At 34.2% G+C, this 22,833-nt stretch carries 23 protein-coding genes; 18 read left to right on the forward strand and 5 right to left on the reverse strand.

Going from position 1 to position 22,833, the window contains the following annotated elements; genetic code table 11:
* Positions 1-114 precede the first annotated feature (114 nt).
* Entirely contained in the window at positions 115-1,767 is a 1,653-nt protein-coding gene (locus A5880_RS14975; protein WP_086329868.1) for a glycoside hydrolase family 13 protein, read from the forward strand.
* A gap of 51 nt (positions 1,768-1,818) precedes the next feature.
* Here A5880_RS14975 and A5880_RS14980 read toward each other — a convergent pair whose 3' ends face one another.
* Positions 1,819-2,340, reverse strand: coding sequence for an STM3941 family protein (locus A5880_RS14980; RefSeq protein WP_086329869.1), 522 nt, complete (start codon positions 2,338-2,340; stop codon positions 1,819-1,821).
* Positions 2,341-2,521: 181 nt separating this feature from the next.
* Here A5880_RS14980 and A5880_RS14985 point away from each other — a divergent pair, with 181 nt between their 5' ends.
* Entirely contained in the window at positions 2,522-3,739 is a 1,218-nt protein-coding gene (locus tag A5880_RS14985) for a pyridoxal phosphate-dependent aminotransferase (protein WP_086329870.1), read from the forward strand.
* A gap of 136 nt (positions 3,740-3,875) precedes the next feature.
* Here the strand turns inward: A5880_RS14985 and A5880_RS14990 are convergent, their stop codons facing one another.
* Positions 3,876-4,052, reverse strand: coding sequence for a hypothetical protein (locus A5880_RS14990; RefSeq protein WP_086329871.1), 177 nt, complete (start codon positions 4,050-4,052; stop codon positions 3,876-3,878).
* Positions 4,053-4,239: 187 nt separating this feature from the next.
* Here A5880_RS14990 and A5880_RS14995 point away from each other — a divergent pair, with 187 nt between their 5' ends.
* The 6 genes from A5880_RS14995 to A5880_RS15020 all read left to right on the forward strand — a co-directional run bounded on the left by A5880_RS14995 (position 4,240) and on the right by A5880_RS15020 (position 9,404).
* Positions 4,240-5,067: a helix-turn-helix domain-containing protein gene (locus A5880_RS14995; RefSeq protein WP_086329872.1), complete on the forward strand. Its 828-nt coding sequence runs from the start codon at positions 4,240-4,242 to the stop codon at positions 5,065-5,067.
* 101 nt (positions 5,068-5,168) lie between these two features.
* The gene (nagA, locus tag A5880_RS15000; RefSeq protein WP_086329873.1) at positions 5,169-6,317 is read left to right on the forward strand and encodes an N-acetylglucosamine-6-phosphate deacetylase; all 1,149 of its coding nucleotides are present in this window, start codon (positions 5,169-5,171) and stop codon (positions 6,315-6,317) included.
* 198 nt (positions 6,318-6,515) lie between these two features.
* Positions 6,516-7,421, forward strand: a complete 906-nt coding sequence (locus tag A5880_RS15005) for a permease (protein WP_086329874.1) — start codon at positions 6,516-6,518, stop codon at positions 7,419-7,421.
* A 14-nt stretch (positions 7,422-7,435) separates the two neighbouring features.
* Complete coding sequence (locus tag A5880_RS15010; RefSeq protein ID WP_086329875.1) at positions 7,436-8,269, forward strand: TIGR03943 family putative permease subunit; 834 nt, start codon at positions 7,436-7,438, stop codon at positions 8,267-8,269.
* Positions 8,270-8,389: 120 nt separating this feature from the next.
* Positions 8,390-8,830 (forward strand): MarR family winged helix-turn-helix transcriptional regulator, encoded by a 441-nt coding sequence (locus A5880_RS15015; protein WP_086329876.1) that lies wholly within the window; start codon positions 8,390-8,392, stop codon positions 8,828-8,830.
* Between the two features lie 169 nt (positions 8,831-8,999).
* On the forward strand, positions 9,000-9,404 hold the full coding sequence (locus tag A5880_RS15020; protein WP_086329877.1) for an organic hydroperoxide resistance protein: 405 nt from the start codon (positions 9,000-9,002) through the stop codon (positions 9,402-9,404).
* A 51-nt stretch (positions 9,405-9,455) separates the two neighbouring features.
* Here A5880_RS15020 and A5880_RS15025 read toward each other — a convergent pair whose 3' ends face one another.
* The 3 genes from A5880_RS15025 to A5880_RS15035 are packed head-to-tail and all read right to left on the reverse strand — an operon-like array spanning position 9,456 to position 11,932.
* Positions 9,456-10,130, reverse strand: a complete 675-nt coding sequence (locus A5880_RS15025) for a DUF2238 domain-containing protein (RefSeq protein ID WP_086329878.1) — start codon at positions 10,128-10,130, stop codon at positions 9,456-9,458.
* A gap of 49 nt (positions 10,131-10,179) precedes the next feature.
* A complete protein-coding gene (locus A5880_RS15030) occupies positions 10,180-10,659 on the reverse strand; it encodes a nucleoside 2-deoxyribosyltransferase (protein WP_086329879.1) in 480 nt (159 codons plus the stop codon).
* Positions 10,660-10,711: 52 nt separating this feature from the next.
* The gene (locus tag A5880_RS15035; RefSeq protein WP_086329880.1) at positions 10,712-11,932 is read right to left on the reverse strand and encodes a GNAT family N-acetyltransferase; all 1,221 of its coding nucleotides are present in this window, start codon (positions 11,930-11,932) and stop codon (positions 10,712-10,714) included.
* Positions 11,933-12,216: 284 nt separating this feature from the next.
* Between A5880_RS15035 and lepA the strand changes: the two genes are divergently transcribed.
* From lepA to A5880_RS15085, 10 genes are all read left to right on the forward strand, one after another.
* Positions 12,217-14,052 (forward strand): translation elongation factor 4, encoded by a 1,836-nt coding sequence (gene lepA, locus A5880_RS15040; protein WP_086329881.1) that lies wholly within the window; start codon positions 12,217-12,219, stop codon positions 14,050-14,052.
* A 1,093-nt stretch (positions 14,053-15,145) separates the two neighbouring features.
* Positions 15,146-15,994 (forward strand): efflux RND transporter periplasmic adaptor subunit, encoded by an 849-nt coding sequence (locus tag A5880_RS15045; RefSeq protein WP_086329884.1) that lies wholly within the window; start codon positions 15,146-15,148, stop codon positions 15,992-15,994.
* Positions 15,991-16,677, forward strand: a complete 687-nt coding sequence (locus A5880_RS15050) for an ABC transporter ATP-binding protein (RefSeq protein WP_086329885.1) — start codon at positions 15,991-15,993, stop codon at positions 16,675-16,677. Before A5880_RS15045 ends, A5880_RS15050 begins: the two co-directional genes overlap by 4 nt.
* A complete protein-coding gene (locus tag A5880_RS15055; RefSeq protein WP_086329886.1) occupies positions 16,667-17,878 on the forward strand; it encodes an ABC transporter permease in 1,212 nt (403 codons plus the stop codon). The genes A5880_RS15050 and A5880_RS15055 overlap by 11 nt, the downstream gene beginning before the upstream one ends.
* A 309-nt stretch (positions 17,879-18,187) precedes the next feature.
* Complete coding sequence (locus A5880_RS15060) at positions 18,188-18,601, forward strand: MerR family transcriptional regulator (protein ID WP_086329887.1); 414 nt, start codon at positions 18,188-18,190, stop codon at positions 18,599-18,601.
* A gap of 115 nt (positions 18,602-18,716) precedes the next feature.
* On the forward strand, positions 18,717-19,700 hold the full coding sequence (locus A5880_RS15065; protein ID WP_086330317.1) for an aldo/keto reductase: 984 nt from the start codon (positions 18,717-18,719) through the stop codon (positions 19,698-19,700).
* A gap of 35 nt (positions 19,701-19,735) precedes the next feature.
* A complete protein-coding gene (locus tag A5880_RS15070; RefSeq protein WP_086329888.1) occupies positions 19,736-20,152 on the forward strand; it encodes a cupin domain-containing protein in 417 nt (138 codons plus the stop codon).
* Between the two features lie 19 nt (positions 20,153-20,171).
* The gene (locus tag A5880_RS15075; RefSeq protein WP_086329889.1) at positions 20,172-20,486 is read left to right on the forward strand and encodes a carboxymuconolactone decarboxylase family protein; all 315 of its coding nucleotides are present in this window, start codon (positions 20,172-20,174) and stop codon (positions 20,484-20,486) included.
* Between the two features lie 228 nt (positions 20,487-20,714).
* Entirely contained in the window at positions 20,715-21,401 is a 687-nt protein-coding gene (locus tag A5880_RS15080; protein ID WP_336577215.1) for an alpha/beta hydrolase, read from the forward strand.
* Between the two features lie 608 nt (positions 21,402-22,009).
* Positions 22,010-22,210 carry a cold-shock protein gene (locus tag A5880_RS15085; protein WP_010761095.1) on the forward strand — a complete coding sequence of 67 codons (201 nt, stop codon included), beginning with the start codon at positions 22,010-22,012 and terminating at the stop codon, positions 22,208-22,210.
* Positions 22,211-22,833 lie beyond the last annotated feature (623 nt).

Genomic DNA, 22,833 nt, shown 5'->3' on the forward strand with positions numbered 1-22,833 from the left:
TAAATAAAAGCAGAGAATAATAAAAAGTAAGAAGAAAATAGGCATTTCAAGTACGTTTTTTCTCCGTATCTTATATAATGAAACGAAAGACGAAGATAAATTGGAGTGATTCGAATGGCAATCAGACGAACATGGTGGAAAGAAGCAGTTGGTTATCAGATTTATCCAAGTAGTTTTATGGATTCAAATGGTGATGGTATTGGTGATTTAAACGGTATTCGCTCCAAACTAGATTATCTTAAAGACCTAGGAATCGGGTTCATTTGGATTACTCCTATTTATGAGTCGCCCAATGTGGACAATGGTTATGACATTAGTGATTATCAAAACATTTTAAAGACATTTGGAACGATGGAAGAGTTTGATTTGTTGGTGGAAGAAGCTCATGTGTTAGGAATTAAGGTTATTATGGATTTAGTTATCAACCATACTTCTAATCAGCACCCATGGTTTTTAGAGTCAAGGTCTTCTGTAAAAGATGATTACAGAGATTATTATATTTGGGCAGATGGTAAAATTGATGGGCCGCCCAATGACTGGGTTTCAATTTTTGGTGGTTCTGCTTGGGAATATGATGAAACAACCAAACAATACTACCTTCATGTTTTTGCCAAAGAACAACCAGATTTAAATTGGGAAAATCCACGAGTCAAAAGAGAGCTTTTTTCAATGATCAATTGGTGGTTGGATAAGGGAATTGATGGTTTTCGAGTGGATGCCATTTCCCATATAAAAAAAGCAACATTTGAAACACCAGTAGCTGATGATCCATTTGCTGTGTTTAAAAATGTTCAAGGAATCGAAACGCATTTAGAGGAATTACGGGATGTTCTTAAAGCGCGTGATATTTTAACAGTTGGTGAAGCAAATGGTGTAAGTGCACAAGAAGCCCATCAGTGGGTAGGTGAAGAAGAGGGCTATTTTAATATGTTATTTGAGTTTGATCATATTTCACTTTGGAATAAAGAAGAGCAAGAAACGTTGGATGTTGTTCATTTTAAACAGGCCATCACCTCTTGGCAAAAGGCTCTAGCTGATGGAAAAGGCTGGAATGCTCTATATATGGAAAATCATGATATTCCTCGTTCGGTCTCTAACTTTGGTAGCGAAGAAACAGTCTTTTGGAAAGCTTCAGCTAAAGCATTAGCGCTAACCTTTCTTTTATTACAAGGCACTCCTTTTATTTATCAAGGACAAGAAATCGGGATGACGAATATGCCTTTTCGCTCAATTGAAGATATAGATGCTGTGGATACTAAAAATTTTTATTATGAAATGATTCATACTGGTATCAATCCAGAAAAGGCGATGGATGTCGTTCGTAGAACTGCCAGAGATAATTCTAGAACGCCAATGCAGTGGACAGCAGAAGAGTATGCAGGATTTTCAAAGAGAAAACCTTGGATGGTTATAAATCCAAACAAGTACGAAATTAATGTATTAGATGAATTAGCGGACTCAGATTCTGTGTTGAATTTTTATAAAAAAGTGATTCGACTAAGAGCACAAAATGAAGCACTGATTTATGGAAGTTATAAGTTGTATTTGCCAGAACATCCGCAATTGTTTGTGTATGGGCGTAGGTTAGAAGAAGAACGTTTTGTTATTATCATCAATTTGTCAAAAGAGTTTGCTTCGTCTGATCTGCCAGAAAATGTGTATATTGAAGACTGGGAATTGCAATTATGTAATTTAAGCAATCACACCATCCATCAACATACGATTTTTGCTCCATATGAAGCAAGAGTGTATAAATATAAGAAATAACTAATAGTATAAAAGAACAGCTTTTATTTTGAAGCTGTTCTTTTATATAAACTAAGCGTCAATAAATAGCAGCATTCGTTCAAGCAATTCTTCTAACGAAACGTCTTTTGCATTTTGGAGGTTGATATTTATTTCATTTGAGCCTAGCTTCAAGTTTGCTTGAACACTTTTACGGATGAGTGGGCTTAAAGAAGCTAAGAACTCTTCTCTATTTTTTAGTTTAACCGAAATAAATTCTTGCCCAACGATATTGAAAAGTGCTATATCTACAACATCTTTCCAAGGAATCAGTAGATCTTTAGTAGCAATCGCACTAGAATAATCGTAAAAACCATCCGCTGTTAAAACTACCACCTTTTTTCCAATAAAGAATTGTTTTATAAAATAATATAAACAAAAGCCAAAAAATAAAAATCCTACTATTCCTACAATTTTAAAAATGTATGGGGAGGTCCGCAAGTCAACAGTTCTGTGAAAAAGTAAAAAAGCCGATCCTCCAGTCATAATAATAGATAAAAAAATCAATAAAAGCTGCTTACCTTTACTTTGATACACAATAAAATCTTTGTTCATAACCCTCTCTCCTTCATTAACCTCTACAATAGTTTAGCATAATTTTCTGATAATTGACTTTAAAAAAAGAAAAATCGAAATAGAGTAGAAAGTTTTTTAGAAAATTGCCAATTTTTGATTGCTTTTTTTTTCTGAGTGGCGTAACTTTAAAGATATAAATTTTGAAAATGAGGGATACAGTATGAGAAATTTTGAGAAATCCAGCAAACTTGATGGTGTAAGTTATGATGTACGTGGTCCGGTTTTAGAAGAAGCTGACAGAATGCAAGAAGAAGGCATTCGTATTTTAAAACTTAATACTGGAAATCCCGCCCCGTTTGGTTTTGATGCACCAAATGAAGTGGTGCGTGATATGATTATGAATGTACGTAACTCAGAAGGTTATTCTGATTCAAAAGGTATTTTTTCTGCTCGCAAAGCAATTGAACAATATTGCCAAGTAAAAGGTTTTCCTAATGTGACAATCAACGACATTTATACGGGCAATGGTGTTAGTGAGCTGATTACAATGTGTATGCAAGGATTATTAAACAATGGGGATGAAGTGTTGGTCCCAATGCCTGATTATCCATTATGGACAGCTTCAGTCTCATTGGCTGGTGGAAATCCTGTTCATTATATTTGCGACGAACAAGCAGAGTGGAATCCAGATATTGATGATATTAAAGCAAAAGTTACTGCAAATACAAAAGCAATTGTGTTGATTAACCCAAATAATCCGACAGGTGCATTGTACCCTAAAGAGATTTTAGAGCAGATCGTTGAAATCGCTAGACAAAACGATTTGATCATATTCTCTGACGAAATCTATGATCGTTTAGTAATGGATGGCTTAACCCATATTCCAATTGCGACTTTAGCACCGGATTTATTTGTTGTGACATTAAATGGTTTATCTAAATCACACAGAGTGGCAGGTTTCCGTTGTGGCTGGATGGTTTTAAGTGGGAATAAGAAACACGTAAAAGGGTATATTGAAGGCTTGAATATGCTGGCTTCTATGCGCTTGTGTTCAAATGTATTGTCTCAACAAATTATTCAAACAGCTTTGGGTGGCTACCAAAGTGTAGATGATTTATTGTTGCCAGGTGGAAGAGTTTACGAGCAACGGGAATACATATACAATGCAATTAATGACATTCCAGGACTTTCAGCAGTTAAACCTAAAGCAGCGTTTTACATTTTCCCTAAAATTGATACAGCTCGTTTCAATATTTATGATGATGAAAAATTTGTATTAGATTTTCTTCATGAGCATCATATTCTATTGGTTCACGGTGGTGGTTTCAATTGGACCCAACCTGATCATTTTAGAATCGTTTATCTTCCCAAGATGGAAGACTTGAAGTTTACCACAGAGAAAATGCGTGAATTCTTAAGTACGTATCAGCAAAAGTAATGTTTGCTAAAAAACAAATAGAGTAAATGGTTCCAAGAAAATAAAAAAGCTGAGGCATAACTCTACGAGTTAGTTCTCAGCTTCTTTCGTTTTTGACTGTATACTATCAGTACCAACTATATTGATAAAAACAATGCTAGTCTGTAGTTTTACAATCTTTTTTACTAATTACCATACGATTTGTATACTTTTCTTCCATATCCGGACTTGGATCCGAAACAACAACCAAATAAGCATTTTCATATTCTTTTTCGATATAGCCCATATAATTTGATTTTTCCCAGATGAAGCTAATTCGTCTTTCTTGAGTCATGAGTAACACCCCTTATTTGCAAAGTAAAATTTTTAAAATCGTTGTGGTCTAGTGTTAGGTAATGTTCTTGCAGTATATTATGCAATAAAGTACAATAAATGCATAATGCGAATTCGCATATTTTGATTGTTAGGTAGAATATAGCTTGTTGATTGTAGAGAATCAACATTGGCTTAGGAGTGAAAGCATGGATTCTTTTGGCGCAGTTATTAAAGAAATTCGTAAAAATAGAAAATTAACACAAAAAATGTTATCAGAAGATATTTGTTCACAAAGTGTATTGAGTAGAATTGAAAATAATGAAGAATTACCTAATGTTGTCGTGATGCAGCAGATTTGTCAACGTTTAGGAGTAACTATGGATCAGATTATGCAATTTAAATCAGATGAAGTTCGTCTGATCACTCAAATATTTGAAAAAATTGCTGATTACTTTCGACATAAAGAGTACGCCAAAATAATGAACTATATGAAAGATACTCAGATTGAAGAGCGGCTGCACTTAGATACGGATTGGCAACGCTACTATTATTATTTGGGTAGTTGCAAATTTTATCTATGTGATAATTATGAGCAGGCGATACTTGATTTGAAAAAAGGGCTTTCCTATACTTATCAAGCGAATAAAGTAAATCTATCGGATTTTGAAATTCAAGTGATCAGTTGTATTGGCAGTACGTATGGCAGTATTGGAAAAATTACTGAAGCTGAGAAGTATCTAAAATTAAGCATCCACTATTTTCACAAATTACCAAATGAGCGAGTGACAGCTGAATTAACCAAAATATTTTATAACTATTCAAAGTTCTTAACAGACCAAAATCGGTTAGAAGAAGCGCAAATATATATTGATCAAGGAATTGTTTGGTCACGGCATCGTAATAGTTACTACTACTTAAGCGAGTTATTTCAATTAAAAAGTCAATTAATGTACGAAAAAGATTGTCCGGAAAAAGCCAAGGAATATGAAGCGTTATCTGAACAAATCCGTCGTATAGAAACCATTAAAATCTAGTGAAAGTTAATTCAAATTTGCTAAAAGGTCTACACCATTCTTGACTTCTAATGATTTTAAGAGTAATTTTAAAGTAGAAAACCAAAGAAAGAAGGATGAAGATGAGAACGTTTATCTTTGCTGAAAAGTTCTTTTTAAAAAGTGATGTAAAAGGACCTGGATATTTAGAAATCACAGACGGCATTTTTGGAGAGTTTTACAAAGAAGTACCAGAAAGTGATGCAAAAGTAATTAAAGAAGAAGGAAAATGGATTGCACCTGGTTTAGTGGACACTCATATCCATGGCTATATGAACCACGACGTGATGGATAATGACGCAGACGGTTTGAAAGTCATGTCTGAAGGTCTATTGTCATGTGGAGTTACGTCATTTTTACCAACGACACTAACATCAAGTAAAGAACGCTTAAAAGATGTGGCTAAAACAATTGGGGATGTATACCAAGAAGTTCCTGGTGCAAAAGTCCAAGGAATTTACTTTGAAGGACCTTTCTTTACGGAAGAGCATAAAGGAGCGCAAAACCCAAGCTATTTTGGTGATCCTGACTTAGATATATTTAATGAATGGCAAGAAGCGTCAGGTGGGTTGATTAAAAAAATTGCTTTAGCTCCAGAACGAAAAGGCGTGAAAGAGTTTGTAAAAGCTGTAACTGATGAAGGAGTAGTTGTGGCATTAGGGCATAGTGATGCCACATTGGAGCAAGCAACAGATGCTGTTGAATCAGGAGCAAGTGTCTTTGTACATGCATATAATGGTATGCGTGGTTTGAATCATCGTGAGCCAGGAATGGTTGGTGCATTGATGTCATTAAAACATGTTTTCTCTGAATTGATTTGTGATGGACACCACGTTCATCCGAATGCAGCTGATATTTTGATGGAAAAAGCTGGACATGATCATGTAGCATTAATCACTGACTGTATGATGGCTGGCGGCATGCCAGATGGAAATTACAACTTGGGTGAATTTCCTGTAGTTGTTAAAGACGGAACAGCTCGTTTAGAGTCTGGAAATTTAGCTGGCAGTATTTTAAAATTAAAAGAAGCAATTAAAAATGTTGTTGACTGGGAAATTGCTACGCCAGAGCAAGCCATTATGATGGCAACATTGGTTCCAGCAATTAGTTGTAAAATTGATGATAAATGCGGCATGATTGCTAAAGGTCGAGATGCTGACTTTATCGTTTTAAATCCAACTATGGAATTGGATGCTACTTATTTAGATGGTGTTGAACGTTATCGTGCATAATAAAATGTTCTAGGAATGGGGCTAAACTTGTCGGCAGATAAGTTTAGCTCTATTTTTTAATGATGAGGATTCAAGCTCTTACATCTTTTTTTGTTTAGGTTCGCCTAAAAATTTAGAGATACCTTAACAAATTACATCTTGTATTTTTTTTGTCGGTGAAGTATAGTTAACTATATTTTTAACAATAGGAGGAATTTGATGTTTCAATTTTTACCTCACTCAGTTTTACAAATGGGGACGATTTTTTTGTCCATTGTTATTGAGGCGTTGCCCTTTGTGATGCTTGGTTGTGTGATTTCAGGTGCATTGCATGTTTTTTTGACGCCCGAACGGGTCAAGAAACTGTTACCTAAAAATAAATTTTTATCCATTATTGTGGGAAGTTTACTAGGGTTCTTTTTTCCTTCTTGTGAATGCGGTATTGTGCCTATTGTTCATCAGTTTGTCAAAAAAGATGTGCCAACATATACGGCGTTTGCATTTATGATTACAGCGCCAATTATTAATCCCATTGTTCTATTTTCAACGTACATAGCGTTTGGTAATTCAATGAAATTCGTTATCTGGCGTGTATTAGGAAGTATGATTGTAGCGTTAGTCGTTGGGATTTGGTTGGCATATATAAATAAAGAGTCGATTTTAAAACAAGCGGCATGTGATGCTTCATGTGGAATCGAACAAGAAGAGCATACACATGAAGTTTCAGGTTTTTGGAATAAATGTTGGTCTGTTATGACTCATGGTATTGATGAATTTTTTGATACGGGTCGCTATTTGATTGTTGGTTCGATATTAGCAGCAGCTATGCAGACTTATTTACCAACAGGAGCCATTTTACAATTAGGACATACAAAAATTTTGGCTATTTTAGTCATGCTCATTTTAGCTGCAACGTTATCATTATGTTCTGAAGCAGATGCTTTTATTGGTTCTTCTTTGTTAAGTCTGTTTGGTAGTGGCCCAATTGTAGGATTCCTTGTTTTTGGCCCAATGGTAGATATTAAGAATTTATTGATGATGAAACGTTATTTTAAAACATCATTTATGTTGAAATTTGTGGGTATCGTGACAGTGGTAGTCAGTCTGTACGCATTAGCGATCTAGAGAGGGGAAAATAAATGATACGATTTTTGATTTTAGTTGGTTATACTACGTTGATGATGTATTTGCAAGTCTCCGGTCGATTGAATCAATATATAAATGTTCATTATCGCTATTTAGCTATTTTATCTATGGTACTTTCATTTGTTTTAGCGATTGTTCAACTTATTTTATGGAATAAAGAAGAGGATAAAAGTGACCATAATCATCACGATCATGATCATGGCTTGGACAAACCTTATCAACGAGGAATGGCCTATCTATTGTTAGTGTTGCCACTGATGGTAGGATTTTTGTTTCCTACAGTTAGCTTAGATACATCCATTGTTGAAGCAAAAGGTTTTAATTTTCCTTTAAGCAAGGAGTCTGTGGGTGATCCTGATGTTGAGACGCAGTATTTAAAACCAGATACTAGCATTTATTTTGATAAAACGGATTACGATAAGCAGATGAAACAAGCATTAAGTAGATATATAAAAAATAATCAAGTAAAAGTAACTGATGAGAATTATTTAGAAGTGATGGAGCTTATTTATAATTACCCAAGTGAGTTTATTGGTAAGACCATCTCTTATAAAGGCTTTGCTTTTAAATCACCAGAAAAAGAAAGGACAGATCTTTTTGTCTTTCGATTTGGAATTATTCATTGTGTAGCTGATTCAGGTGTTTTTGGATTACTAACCCATATGCCAGATGATCAAACTTTTGAAAACAATGATTGGGTAGAGCTTACAGGGACGATTCATTCTCAATATTATGCTCCTTTTAAACGGGAGATTCCCGTAGTAGACGTGGTAAAAGTAAAACAAGTAGATGAACCGAAAAATCAATATGTTTATCGGTCCTTTTAAACAAATACAGAGGATTTTAATTGCATGATCAAAGGCTTACTGACAAGTGTAAACCTTTGATTTTAAAAGGCATATTATGTAAAATCTAATAAAATAATAACATGTCAGAAGAGGAAGATAGTGGAAAAAAAGAATAGACGATTAGAAGAACAATTATGTTTTTCATTACAAACAGTATCAAAACATTTTAATAGAATGTATGCTAAAGCCTTGAAACCATTTCATTTAACGTATCCACAATATTTGGTTTTACTGGTTTTGTGGGAATTTTCTGATCAACGAGTATCTGATATTGGCGATAAATTGGAGTTGGATACTGGAACGCTTACGCCTATGCTAAAAAGAATGGAAACAAACGGTTATATCCATCGAAATAGATTACCAGAAGATGAACGAATCGTAATCATCTCACTTTCAGAAAAAGCTATTCAGTTGGAAGAGGAGATATATAATCAAGTAGAGGGCTGTTTGGTGCAGCTGACATTTAAGGAAAAGGACTATTTTTCGCTGATTAAGAATCTTAATTCATTAAGTAAGGAAATTGATGAGATTGACCATTAAGATAATGGCTTTGATGAGCCCAAAACAAAACGAAAAAATAGTTTTGTTTTGGGCTCATCATAATACTTAATACATTTTTACGAAGCAAAGGAATATACTTTTTTATAAATATTGTGTACAATTTAATTGCACGATATGTTTAAAACGAGAAGAATTGGAGGAATGAAACATGAAAAAGATTTATTCAACAACTATTATTAATACAGGCGGAAGAGAAGGGGAAGTTTTTTCACCAGATAAATCCTTTAGCTATCAAGTAACATCCCCTGGTCCTCATCAAGAAAACAAAACAAATCCAGAACAGCTATTTGCCGCGGCATACAGCTCTTGTTTTAACAGTGCTTTGGAACTGGTGATGGCAAAACAAAAAATCACTTCAAAAAGCACTGTAAAAGCAACCGTTTCACTATTTAGTGATGAGCAGTCTGGCTTTCAAGTTGGTGTAGTTTTATCCGTTAAAATTGATGATGTAGATCAGGATAAGGCAGAGGAACTGGTCAAAGCCGCTCATGAAGTTTGTCCATATTCAAAAGCAACAAGAGGGAATATTTCTGTTGAATTAGAAGTAGAGTAAACAATAAAAAGAGCAATTTTGAACGGTAAACAGTCAAAATTGCTCCTTTTTTTATTTGAGTTTTCTAAATGCATAAGCTTTAAAATATTCAGGCTTATGTCGTTGAGTAAAGCTGTAAACTGTCAAAATCAATGCGCCAATCGTATTCGTAAATAAATCACCCATTGTATCCATTAAAGCTGAACGACCAATATAAGGTTGTCCGGCTTCTGTCATATAACGTTGTAAATTCATATTCCCAAGCGAATCACAAATGAATTCCCAGAACTCCCAGAATACGCCGCATAATCCAGCAAAAGCAAAGCCCATAATAATGAACAACCAAGGGCTGATTTTAGAAAAATCAGACTCGCGTAAACAATACCCAATAATCGCATAACCTACAGCCACTAATAAAATTGGACTGACGGCATGAAGAATTTTGTCCCAAAAAGGCACAACAATTATCAAACGTAACCCTGTTCCTAAAAATACTGAAATCCAAATGAAAAACCAATAATAGAGGCGAACCATTTTAGGAAAAACTAATCCAGTAAATTTTGTGAAAATAAACGGAACAAAAATAACAGCGATTCCTGCGATCATTTCTACAGTCAATAGTACATATTGTTCCGTTGGTTTTGTTACAAATATCTTAACAATGTTAACAACCAATGTTATAAAACCAAACACAAGTAAAAGATTAAACAGCTTTTTTTCTTGCTTATCCTCAAAGTCTAACTTCATAAAAAAACCTCCCATACTTGTTGTTAAAGAAAATACTTTCTATAATCAACTATTTTTTTGCCTGTTTTTCAATCAAGTCTAGAAATGCTTCTTCTGTATTAACAATAGTGCCGTTTAATTTGACTAATCCTACAGTATATAAATTTAAATAATGAAATTGATTTTCTGCAGTATCAGCCAAAGCGGATAATTTTTTTTGATTGTCGGCACCTTGTTGACGAGTGTCGGTATATAAACCGATGATTGGAATTTGTTTAGCGTAGGCCACACCAATCTCAGAAGCGACGCCAGCATCTATTGTAATGCCATCTAAAACAGCAACTAACAGATCACTTTCAAGTACTTTTTCAGTATCAGCTAGTGCAATCATTTTGCTGTCGGCGTAAGCTGTTTTGTCATTAATCGCACCGTTTTCTTGTGGTAGATACACTTCGATTGATTCGTCCAGTGCACGAATGTTTTTAACTAAGTGTTCGTTATAACGCAAGTCGGCGCTTGCAAACATAGGTCCGGCAAAATATATTTTCAATGTAATTCCTCCAATTTGATGATTCTGTCATATACTAAAAAATAGGCTCTAATCAAAAGTAATCGCTAAAGTAGGCTTCTTGATCAGGGAATATTCTTTCCAATGATTTCAGAGTTTCTTTATCCGTATCTAATCGTTCAATTTGATGTAAATAAGTCGGACGACGATAATTCATCAATAAACAAGTTAACGTCTGAATATCTATTTGAACAGGTTGTCCTAATGGTTCATCTGTCACAGTAACTTGATCATCTTCATCCCATAATAAACTAAATATGCCATTATTCCACTCTGCGACTGGATCACTTACTACAAAATGGAATGGTTTTGCCGTACTTGCATAGGGATAGGCAGCCAGCATTTCTTTTACATCGACGATTCTAGCCATAAAATAAGGTTCGATAGTTTCTTTAATTTGACTATCATCAAGTAAAAAAGCTAATGGTTCATTTTTATAAATATCCCCTTTAACCCAATAAACCATGGAGAAATGTGCAGAAATAAAGTTCCAAAGACCATTTCGGGCTTCTTGATTAATATAGAACATTTCTTTTATATGAAATACTTCTTCAGCAACCCAATAAAAAAGCACGCCTAAAGGTTCTTGATTGGCTCCGTAGTATACAGCAGCCGTTCGCTCATCCTCATTTTCAAAACGCCAATATTCTTCCCAATTGAATTCACTGCGTATCAAAGCACCATGATTTTGGCGAGCAAATTTAGCATATACGGTAAACACATCTTCATGATTAACACTCACACGCTCAACCATTCCAGGAACATCAACCGTCTTTGGCAATTGGGTATCACGAATGTTAAAGGATAATTTATCCGACATAATTTCCCAGCCTTTTCTGCGGTAATAAGGAATACTATAAGGATAAAGGTAGGAAATCCATTGTTTATCTTCACGCATATTTTTAAGTGCTAGGTGAATGAGATCTTGCATTAATCCATGATTGGCGTATTCAGGATACGTTCCAACGCCAGTGACTCCACCCATTTTAAAGAGTGTCCCATGGATATTTACCTCACATGGATAAATGGCAATTTGTGAGATCAATTGATTTCCGTGAAACCAACCGAATACTTTAGATTGTTCTAAAATCGGTTGTTTGGATTTGATTAATTCTTTTTTACTTTCGTAGCCACTTTCATCTAAATCAGCTTCTGTAAATTGAAAAACATAGCTTAACAATTCATTAAACTGATCGACATATTTTTCATCAACTACTTTTAATTCTAAACTTTCTTTGAACTCTTTTTGGTCCATTTTTCCATCTCCAATTGTTTTTCTATCTACTAGTATATCAAAAAAGTGTGAATAAGATAGAGTATTTGATTGCTAAGAAAAGCAAATAAGGCTAACATATTAAAATATATCCTAGTTAGTATAGGAGTATAAGTGAGGAAACATAGGAAAGTTCTTTAATTCTACTGGAAATCTTGTTATAATGGGAAGTGCTGATTGAAAATGATCTGAGCGATGAGTTGGCGATAGTAATTCGTGCAAATACAAGCTCATTCAGCTTTTCATAAAAGAAATGAGGACTATTAATGAATATAAATGAAATGAAGAAACGACAAGAAAAAATCCGTAACTTTTCCATTATTGCTCATATCGACCATGGAAAATCTACGCTAGCAGACCGTATTTTACAAAAAACGGAAACAGTATCTGATCGTGAAATGCAAGATCAGTTACTGGATGCAATGGATTTAGAGCGTGAACGTGGGATTACTATCAAATTGAATGCTGTTGAGTTATCTTATACGGCAAAAGATGGGGAAGAATATATTTTTCATTTAATCGATACTCCGGGACATGTGGATTTCACTTATGAAGTATCAAGAAGTTTAGCAGCGTGTGAAGGAGCGATTTTAGTTGTTGATGCAGCGCAAGGAATCGAAGCGCAAACGTTAGCCAATGTGTACCTAGCCATAGATAATGATTTAGAAATTATTCCTGTTATTAATAAAATCGATTTGCCAGCAGCTGATCCAGAGCGTGTACGCACAGAAATCGAAGATGTGATTGGGATTGATGCCAGTGAAGCTGTTTTAGCCAGTGCCAAAGCAGGAATTGGGATTGAAGAGATTTTGGAACAAATTGTTGAACTAGTTCCTGCGCCATCAGGCGATCTTGAAGCACCATTAAAAGCATTGATTTTTGATTCCGTGTATGATAGTTATCGTGGCGTTATTTTAAATGTCCGAATTATGGACGGTGTTGTAAAACCTGGCGATAAAATCATGATGATGAATAATAATAAAACCTTTGAAGTAACAGATGTAGGTATTTTCTCACCAAAACCGATCAGCCGTGACTTCTTAATGGTTGGTGATGTAGGGTATATTACGGCAGCAATTAAGACCGTCCGTGATACTCAAGTAGGGGACACGGTAACATTGGCGGATAATCCTGCAACAGAGGCCTTAGAAGGCTATCGCAAGATGAATCCAATGGTTTATTGTGGGTTGTATCCAATTGATAATTCTCGCTATGTTGAGTTACGTGAAGCATTAGAAAAACTACAATTAAATGATGCTGCCTTACAGTTTGAAGCAGAATCTTCCCAAGCGTTAGGCTTTGGGTATCGTTGCGGATTTTTAGGTCTACTGCATATGGATGTTATTCAAGAGCGTTTAGAGCGTGAATTTAATCTAGATTTGATTACAACGGCTCCATCAGTAATTTATCATGTAACAAAGACAGATGGTACGAAAATCGTTGTTGACAATCCTGCAGAATTTCCAGATCAAAGTACAGTTGATTTTGTTGAAGAACCTTATGTTAAAGCAACAATTATGGTGCCAAATGAATACGTTGGTGCAGTGATGGAGATTTCACAACGGAAACGTGGAGAATTTGTCACAATGGATTACTTGGATGAGTACCGAGTAAATGTTATTTACGATATGCCATTATCAGAGATCGTTTATGATTTCTTTGACCGTCTAAAATCAGGAACAAAAGGGTATGCTTCATTGGATTATGAAATGATTGGCTATCGTAAGAGTAATTTATCTAAGATGGACATTCTGTTAAACTCAGAAAAAGTCGATGCTTTGAGTTTTATTGTGCATAAAGATTTTGCTTTTGAACGAGGAAAAGTAATTGTTGAGAAACTGAAAAAATTAATCCCTAGACAACAATTTGAAGTGCCAGTTCAAGCTGCTATCGGTCAAAAAATTACGGCCCGTTCTACGATCAAAGCCTTACGTAAAAATGTTTTGGCCAAGTGTTACGGTGGAGATATTTCTCGTAAACGTAAATTGTTAGAGAAACAAAAAGATGGTAAGAAACGGATGAAACAAGTTGGATCTGTGGAAGTGCCGCAAGAAGCCTTCATGGCAGTTTTGAAAATGGATGAAGATGAACCGAAGAAATAGCAAGGGTTTGAGCGTTTTATTTTAAATTATGAATAGGATTTTCCCACATTTATCCCACGAGCGCATAAACTCGTGGGATTTTTTTTAAAAGGCTGTATCTTTTAGCATTTGTTCAAAAATATCAACAGTTTCAGTTTTCATTTTTTTGGTAACATGAGCATATGTGTCCGTAGATGTATTTTAACATCACAAGTCTTTCCTTTATTTATAAATTCATTTCTATAATATCTAGTGGAGTGAATATAGTTACTCAGCTTGCTTTAAAAGCTTATCTGCATGACTACGGCTAATAATAATCAGGGAGAATAAAGGATTTAAAAAGCAATAACTCATACCTATGACTGATATAAGCGCAGTTTGGAATAGACGAGAAGAATCTGGGATACCGTTGAAAACATACATCATAAGGAACAATAAAAATAGAGGTACCGATAAAATAATTAAAAATATAAATAAAATAGCAAGAAAGAAAAATTGATTATATTTTAACAAAGTATAGAGACTTAGTAGCCAAATTAATGCTCCCATTACCAATCCAAAAGTAAAGAGGTAAATTCCTGAATACAAAGAGACTACGCAGAACATAAGATTAATAGTTAATAATGAAATATTTAGAAATTTAGTTAACAAATACATCAACTCCTTCATGGTGTGATTATAACATAGAAGAGGTGGAGTAGATGAGTAAAGTTGAATGGCACGTCACCAGAAAAGGGTCACAACCAACAGTGATAAGACACTATAAACATATAATAAATATGTACAACTTTATTTTAAGAAATCCTGCAATGTTTAGCGGCAGACAACTAACTATCTTTAATCATGGAAAACCAATGATTGACATAACTTTTGATGACGTTAAAAAGCGCTAGCAAGTAGGTAATAAAGAAGGTAATGTTGCCACGAACCTTATGCTCGTGGCTTTTTTTGTTCAAAAATAGTAACTAAATCATTTTTCTAACGGTAACCATTATACTACAGGGTTCTGGTTCTAAAGTCCAAAGTGAAATCCGACTATAGTCGGAAGAAATGACAACGAATGTTATTTATAATGAATGAGTAAACTAATTGAAGAAAGTAGAGGAGAGTAAAAATGAAAAAGAAACTGTTGATCGGGTTAGGTGTAGTAGTCGTTGCGGGAGCCGTTTTTTTTATGTACCAAAATACGCAACAAACAGAGGCAGAAACAGCTAAAAGTGTGAACCTGTATGAAGTAGAAAAACAAACGCCTTTGCACCTTAAAGGACAAGTACAAGCAAAATTAACGCAATCTGTACTATTAAATGCAGAAAAAGGACCAGTCAAAACAATTCATTATAATTTAGGTGATCGTGTTGCAAAAGATGCAGTTTTAGTCACTTACGAATGGGGAGAAAAAATCAAAGCAGAAAGAGAGAGTATTGTTGCGTCATTGAATCCAGATGCAAAAAATGATACAAGCAAACCTTTAATGGTCTTAAAAAGTGCAGAAACCGAAATTAAAGGAACTGTTACTGAGTATGATAAAGAGAAGTTAAGTAAGGATATGGCGGTTACCATTGACTATGTTAATCAAAATAAATCAGTCTCAGGAAAAATTACGACAATCTCAGAAGTAAATACTACGTCAGATACGAATTCTGCAACTGGTGGGGCAAGTAATGGTTCGGTGACTATTGTCAATTATGATTTTACTGCTCAACCAAATGAGAACATTCCTTTAGGATATAGCGTGGAAATCTTAATTCCACGTAATGAGATTCATTTACCTACAAAAAGTGTGCAAGAAAAAGATGGAAAATTCTATGTTTATACAGTGAAGGATAAAAAAGCAGAACCAAAAGAAGTGACACTTAAAGAAGAAGATGGTTATTACGTGTTAGAAAAAGGGATAGATGAAGGTAGTAAAATCATTAAAAATGTGAAGGGAATCAAGGATGGAACGGAAGTGGCAGTTCAATGATCAAAATGGAGCATGTTAATAAATATTATTCATTAGACCAAGAAAAAATTCATGTTCTAAAAGATATTAATTTAACCATTCAAGAACATGAATTTGTTGCTATTATGGGACCATCAGGTTCAGGAAAGTCTACATTAATGAATACGATTAGTTTTTTAGATGGTAATTTTGAAGGCAGTTATCTATTTAATGGTGAAAATGCCTATCATTATAATGACAATAAACTTTCTCAGATTAGGAATAAATCTGTTGGCTTTGTTTTTCAATCTTTTCAGCTGATTGAAAACAATACTGTTTTTGAAAATGTCGCTTTACCCTTATTATATGGCGGAATGAAATCTGGAAATACGAAAGAATTAGTGTTAAACGCCTTAGAAAAAGTCGGCATTGCAGATAAATATAACAAATTACCTAAACAATTATCTGGTGGACAACAACAAAGGGTTGCGATTGCTCGAGCTCTTGTCAGTAATCCGAGTTTTATTGTAGCTGATGAACCAACAGGCGCTTTAGACACACATACATCTGCTGATATTATGGAGTTGTTTCAACGATTGAACGAAGAAGAAAAGGTAACGATCTTGATGGTCACTCATGATAGTGAGGCAGCACAATATTGTAAACGTGTGATTACTGTAAGAGATGGTGAGATTATTGAAGGAGGGGTTGGCTATGCGTTTTAGTGAAATTTGGAAAACCTCTTTAAAATCAATCTTAAAAAATAAAAGGCGTAGTTTTTTGACTATGATTGGTTTAATTATCGGTGTATCCTCTGTGATTACTATTTTTTCTATTGGTCGTGGGTTTGAGCGATATGCGGCTGATTTTATAGGATTGGATAATTATGATTCAAGTATATATTTCAACTTTTCTCCAACTGATCAATCTTTTTATGATACGAATTTACCTTCCTTTTCTGAAAATGACCTTGAGCGAATTGAAAGTGTTGATGGAGTCAAAGGTGTGGAATACTATGACAATGAAGAAAAAGGTGCCAAGTATTATGCACAAAAAATTGATGAAGCTAGCAGCGCTTCTTCAGAAGGTTCGTTTAAATTACTAACATCTAAAGGAACGGAAGTAATTTATGGACGAAATATAAATGAAACAGATAATGTGAATCAAAATAAAGTGATGGTTATTAATGAAAGTATTGCCAAAGCAATAAAAAAAGATAATCCAGAATCACTTGTTGGAAAAAGTTTAACGATTCAAGGTCAATTATTTGAAGTTGTCGGTATTATGGAAGATAGAGATAACTCAGGTTTTATCACAACACAAGATAATTACGTTGTGGTAGAAGTTCCTCAGGCAAGTTATGAAGAGTATTTTGATAATCCTAAAGATTCGATTTTAATTCGATTGGCTACGAACGCAGACCCAAAATCAGTAACAAAAGATATTGAGAAAATACTGGATAAATATGGCTCTGTTAGAAGTATGGGGGCTTATAAAAGCCAAGATTTAGCAGGACAAGTAAAGCAACTTAGAACAATTTTGACTGGCATTACTGTTTTGGTTTCAGTTATTGGTGGTATTTCGTTATTTATTTCTGGGATCGGGGTAATGAACATGATTTATATTTCAGTCTCTGAACGAACGAAGGAAATTGGCGTACGCCGTGCCATGGGCGGAACTAAAAATAATATTATGATGCAATTCCTTTTAGAAGGAATCACATTAACTTTGATAGGTGGAATAATTGGATATGTAGTTGGTCTGTTGATTGGTTATTTAGTTGGAGCAGTCACACCATTTACTATTGTTCCGGATCTTTTTACAGCTATGCTCGCATTAGCTTTATCAGTAGGAATTGGTTTACTCTTTAGCTGGCTTCCAGCAAAAAGCGCTTCTAAAAAAGATATCGTTTCATTGATTCGTTAAAGAGGAAAATGCAGTTGAAATTAAGAGGAGCGAATTTCTTTTAAATACATCGCGTAAAGGTGCGGAATATTATTAATGGTCACATGACCTGCAAAAAAGAAGTCAGAAACGTGCTGAAAAAGACGGTTCTGACTTTTTTCATTAAGCAGACAAACATATTCTTTTCTAAAGATAGAAGTAAGAATCGTAGAGATACTGATCTATTGGAGTAAACTCCAAGTCATTAAGAAAGTTTGTCAAGTAAGAGACAATTGTTTTATAATAAAATAGACGAGATGTTTTAAAAATAGTGTAAAGGAGGTAGCAGACATGAACATAAAAAAAGCAAGTGAATTAAGTGGTGTTACTGCAGATACTATCCGATACTATGAACGAATTGGATTGATTCCACCTGTAAAACGTAGTGCTAATGGGATTCGTGATTTTGACGAAGAGGATTTGCGTTGGATTGTATTTAGTCGTCAAATGAGAAAAGCCGGATTATCTATTGAATCTTTGGTGGATTATTTGACGTTATTTCAAGCAGGAAGTGAAACAGTTCCTGCACGGAAAGAAATCATTGCTGATCAAATCAAGGAATTAAAGGAGAAGGCATTAGAATTAAACACAGCGATTGAACGATTGGAATTTAAATTGGTTAATTATGATGAGCACATGATTCCAGTTGAAAATACCTTAAGAGACTTTAATCAAAATAGACAACAAAAGATAAACAGCTTCTAACCGATTTGGTTTAGAAGTTTTTTTATTTTTCGGATAAACCTCTTGACTTAGAGTTCACTTAAAGAGTTAGACTATGATTAGTGGTAAAAAAGAATCACCACAAGGAGGAAATGCTATGAACTATGTAAAATTTGGAAATACAGGTATGGAAGTGTCAAGAATTTGTCTAGGTGCAATGGGCTTTGGCGATCCAAATAGCGGATTTCATGAGTGGGTCTTGGAGGAAGAAGAGAGTAAAAAAGTAATCAAAAAAGCTCTGGAGTTAGGAATTAATTTCTTTGATACAGCGAATGTATACTCATATGGTGCAAGTGAACGAATTCTTGGTAAAGCACTAAACGAATATGCCAATCGAGATGAAATAGTGGTTGCTACAAAGCTGTTTACTACAATGAAGAAAAATGTACCAAACAGCGGCGGACTTTCTCGAAAAGAAATCTTCCATCAAATCGATGCTAGCTTAGAGCGTTTGGGGATGGACTATGTTGATTTATATATTATTCATCGTTGGGATTACAACACACCCATTGAAGAAACGATGGAAGCTTTACATGATGTCGTGAAATCTGGCAAGGTCCGCTACATTGGTGCTTCTGCCATGTTTGCATGGCAGTTTGCCAAGGCTCAGGCGGTCGCAGAAAAAAATGGTTGGACTAAATTTGTTTCCATGCAAAACCACTTAAATCTTTTGTATCGAGAAGAAGAAAGAGAAATGCTGCCTTTATGTCAGGATCAAAAAATTGCAGTTACACCATATAGCCCATTAGCATCTGGACGTTTGACTCGTGATTGGAGTGCACAAACAAAGCGTTTTGAAACAGATAAAATGGCGCAGTCAAAATATGATACAACAGCAGATCAAGATCGCATCATTGTGGAACGAGTTGCTGAAATTGCGGAAAAACGCGGTGTTGAACGGGTGCAAGTAGCTCTTGCTTGGTTACTTCAAAAAGAACCAGTAGTCGCACCGATTATTGGCGCAACAAAAGAAAGTCATTTAACGAATGCTATTCCAGCTTTGGATTTAATGTTAACTGAAGAAGAAGTGGCATTTCTAGAAGAACCTTATGTACCACATGTAATTGTTGGACATAAATAAACGTATATATTTTATCATGGGTGGAGGAAGAAACGATGGCAAAATTCGAAGCAGTAAAAAACGGTGTGATTTTTCCTGCGGGAGAAAAAAATGAAACCTATGCACGCTATTTTATTGGTCAAAGCTACTTAAAAAACTTGGTTACAGATCCTAAGATCAATGTTGGTGTAGGCAATGTGACCTTTGAACCAGGTTGTCGTAATAATTGGCATATCCATCATGACGGATTTCAACTTTTATTAGTAACGGGAGGCGAAGGCTGGTATCAAGAAGAGGGGGAAACTGCCCAATTTTTAACCGCTGGAGATGTTATTGTTACGTATGATGGTGTAAAACATTGGCATGGTGCGACAAAAGATAGTTGGTTTGAGCATATAGCCATTACTGCTGGAACACCCGAATGGTTAGAGCCTGTTTCAGATGAAGTGTATGATGTGTTAAAAAATGAATAAAAGATGGGAGTCCTACTTAATGAAAAAACAAACTGCTGGTAGAGATTGTTTAGGAGCATTTGCGCCTAAGTTTGCGGAAATGAATGATGATGTCTTATTTGGTGAAATCTGGTCCAGAGAAGGGCAACTTTCAGCAAGGGATCGTAGTTTGATCACTTGTGCTAGTTTACTAACACAAGGGGCAGCGCAATTAGAAGCCCATATAAAAATAGCAAAGCAAAATGGTGTGACGAAAGAAGAAATAGTAGAGGTGATTACTCATTTAGCTTTTTATGCAGGATGGCCAAAAGCATGGTCAGCATTTGCTTTTGCAGAAGAGATTTATAGTGACTAGAAAATAGCTATTCAAAAAAGAAGTGGTTGAAATGTTATTTCGCCAGTTCTTTTTTGTATTTTCAGAATAGACTACGTTTAGATCTTTTCTTTTTTGTTAAATTTTATTCTAAAGTGAAGAATAGTCAGGGGGAAGCAGGGTAAAATAGTAAGCAGGACAAAATCATGTGGCTTAATAGACAATTCTATGTATGTTAAGTTTATTTTATTACTAAGAAAGTAGGTTATTATGAGAAAACGAGCGATCTTGATTATTCATGGGTTCGGGGGAAATGAGAAAGAAATTTTATATTTACATGAATACTTAAAGAAAAACAACCTCGCATCTTTTTGGATACGATTAACTGGGCATGATGGAAATAAACAAAATTTTTCAAAAGCGACTGCTGATCAATGGATAGCGGATGTTACAAGTAAATTAAATGAACTTGAAAAAACGTATACAGCGATTACATGTATTGGTTTTTCAATGGGGGGATTATTGGCCATTCAACTCTCCCAAAGAAAATCAGTAGATCAACTAATTTTATGCAGTACACCAATCTATTTGTATAACGCTAAAGTAATTATACAAGATATTATAGAAGGCGTGTTATACAAAAAACAAGAGCAATTGGCTTACTATTTTCGTTCAGCTCAAACAACGTCTATTCGTTCTTGCTTTCAATTTTTGTCGTTACTTCAAAAAACAAAGAAAAAATTGAAAAACAATACACAATTCTTGAGTGACAAAAAAATATTGATTTTACAAAATAGAAAAGATGAAACGACTCATTTTAAAAGTGCATACTATTTAGCGAAAGCTGGTAGTACAAATGTAACTTTAAAAATGTATGAGAATGGAAGACATCAGTTATTTTTGGGTGAAAATAAAAATATGGCTGTGGAAGATATCAAAAAATTCATTTTTAAATAAACACGAGGTACGAAACTTTCAGGTTCATTTAAATCGTTTTTAGATGGAATTTATGTATCTTGCTATAACGATGGAAGCGAGATATTAAGTAATGGTAAAAAAATAATGTTTTTCCTAATCAACTAGACGAAGAGAATTCATTGCATTTCTGCGAATTTGCAGAAAAGGAACTAAATGTAACCAGATTTTAGGTGTTGTGACAGCAAAAAATTAAGCATGTGCAGGTATAACTTGCGGGTTTGCTTCTTATTTTTCTCAAACATATAATAAAAAGTATTGCATGGATGGCATTTATATAGTAAGATGAGTAGGTCTGAAAAATCAATACCTTTACAAATAACTATCCTTGTCCCACTTCTATTGAAGTGGGCTTTTATATTGTTTTTTAGAGAGAACTTAATTAGGGAAATGTATGAATATTAGTATTTTCTCATAAAAGGATAAAAGTGTTTACTTCTACATAGTTGAGACGTATAATCATAAATGTAGTATAATTGTAATATTAAATTAATAGGTCATTTCATTCGTAAGGGTGGTTTAATTCCTCTTTTTTTTATCACAAAGGTATTGCAAATTAATCGTGCAAAAGCACTAGGAGGAACACATTTATGAATACAGGTACAGTGAAATGGTTTAACGCAGACAAAGGTTTTGGCTTTATTACTCAAGATAACGGAACTGATTTATTTGCTCATTTTTCAGCAATTCAAGGTGATGGATTTAAATCTTTAGACGAAGGTCAAAGCGTATCATTTGATATTGAAGAAGGTCAACGTGGACCACAAGCAGTAAATATCGTAAAAAACTAATTTGAATGTTTATAACGATCCCATTTCGGGGTCGTTTTTTATTTTACAGAGTGATGGAAAGCACCAATTAATTATGTAAGAGAATATCTTTTTAAATTATTATTTGGAATAGAAAATTTTGTATTTTTAAGTAATGAAATTCTTTTTATATTTTTTTAAAAAAATGTAAATTTCAGAGGCTTATTAGTTGATATTTATTTTAAAAAATAGTATTATAAATTCATACCAACAACAACCCTTTTTATTTTTTCATTTTACTCTTTTAGAGTAAAACTCCTTTTCCCATCTTCAATAGAAGATGGGATTTTTTATTATTGATAAATTTAGAATGTTACACGAACTAAAAGTTAAATGAATACTTGTTAATATTTAGTTTATTTACATTTTAATAAAAAAATAGTCAAGGCTTATTAGTTGATATTTATTTTGAAAAATAGTATTATAAATTCATACCAACAACAACCCTTTTTATTTTTTCATTTTACTCTTTAGAGTAAAACTCCTTTTCCCATCTTCAATAGAAGATGGGATTTTTATGTTTTAGTTTTTAAAAAAGTGAAAATATGTAATTAATATTTATATTTCAATAGAATAAATAAAAGGGAGCATAAAACGGATTAGGT

Source organism: Enterococcus sp. 4G2_DIV0659 (assembly GCF_002140715.2).
Lineage (GTDB): Bacteria > Bacillota > Bacilli > Lactobacillales > Enterococcaceae > Enterococcus_L > Enterococcus_L mansonii.